Below are 1,237 nucleotides of genomic sequence, written 5' to 3'. Positions count from 1 at the left end.
CGGTGATGACTGGGCTGAGGACCATCACGACGTGGAGGTGCAGGACGAGCAGGGCCGGGCGGTCAAGCGGGCCCGGCTGCCCGAGGGCGCTGCCGGGGTGGCCCGCTTCCACGAGCTGGTCGCTTCCTTCCTGCCCGACGACGCCGAGCCGGCCGAGGTGCTGGTGTGCATCGAGACCGACCGGGGGCCGTGGGTGCGAGCGCTGGTCGCGGCCGGGTACCGGGTGTTCGGGGTGAACCCTAAGCAGGCCGCCCGGCACCGTGAGGTGATGGGCAACTCCGGCGCCAAGAGCGACAAGGCCGACGCGCACGCGCTGGCCGACATGGTGCGCACTCGCCGGTACCAACTCCGCGAGGTCGCCGCAGACTCCGATGAGGCCGAGGCAGTCAAGGTCGTCGCTCGCGCGCATCAGACGATGATCTGGGAACGGACCCGTCACATGCTGCGGCTCCGCTCGGCGTTGCGGGACTACTTCCCCGCTGCCCTGGCCGCCTACCAGCCGCTCGGCCTCACCAGTACCGCCGTCCTGGTGCTGCTGGCCAAGGCCCCGACACCGGCCGCGGCCGCTAGGTTGACCATCACCCAGATCACCGCGGCACTCAAGGGCTACCGCGACAAGCCCGCCAAAGCCGCCGCCATCCAGGTCGAACTGCGCGCCGAGCACCTCGGGCAAAGCGACCTGGTCGCCACGGCCTACGCGGCCACCGTAACGGCGACTGTCGCGGTCCTGCAGACCCTCAACACCCAGATCAACACCCTCGAACGGCAGGTCGAGGCCCATTTTGGGCGGCACCCGGACGCTGAGATCCTCCTCAGCCAGCCCGGCATCGGCGTCATCCTCGGCGCCCGGGTGCTCGCAGAGTTCGGCGACGCGAAAGGCCGCTACACCAGCGCCAAGGCCCGCAAGAACTACGCCGGAACCTCACCCATCACCCGCCAGTCCGGCAAGTCCAAGACCGTCCACGCCCGCTTCATCCACAATGACCGGCTCATCGACGCCCTCCACATGCAAGCCAGCGCCGCCATCCTCCACGACACAGCCGTCCGCGCCTACTACGACCAGCTCAAAACTCGCGACGTCAGCCACAACGCCGCCCTGCGCCAAGTCGGCAACCGCCTCGTCGGCATCCTTCACGGCTGCCTCAAAACACACACCCCCTACGACCAAGCAACCGCCTGGTCACACCGACAGAACGATTTTGCCGCTTGACAGCCCAGCTCCAGGGATGTCTGACCC

General features: G+C 68.6%; 1 protein-coding gene. It reads left to right on the top strand.

What is annotated here, in order from left to right; genetic code table 11:
* A partial coding sequence (locus AB0B89_RS36525; RefSeq protein WP_358562396.1) for an IS110 family transposase occupies positions 1–1,210 on the top strand: 1,210 nt, incomplete at its 5' end.
* Between the last annotated feature and the right edge of the window lie 27 nt (positions 1,211–1,237).

The organism is Sphaerisporangium sp. NPDC049002, from assembly GCF_040649355.1.
In the GTDB taxonomy this organism is placed as follows: Bacteria; Actinomycetota; Actinomycetes; order Streptosporangiales; family Streptosporangiaceae; genus Sphaerisporangium.
The sequence above is the reverse complement of the archived record's forward strand: the minus strand, read 5'-3'. Positions and strand labels throughout refer to the sequence as shown.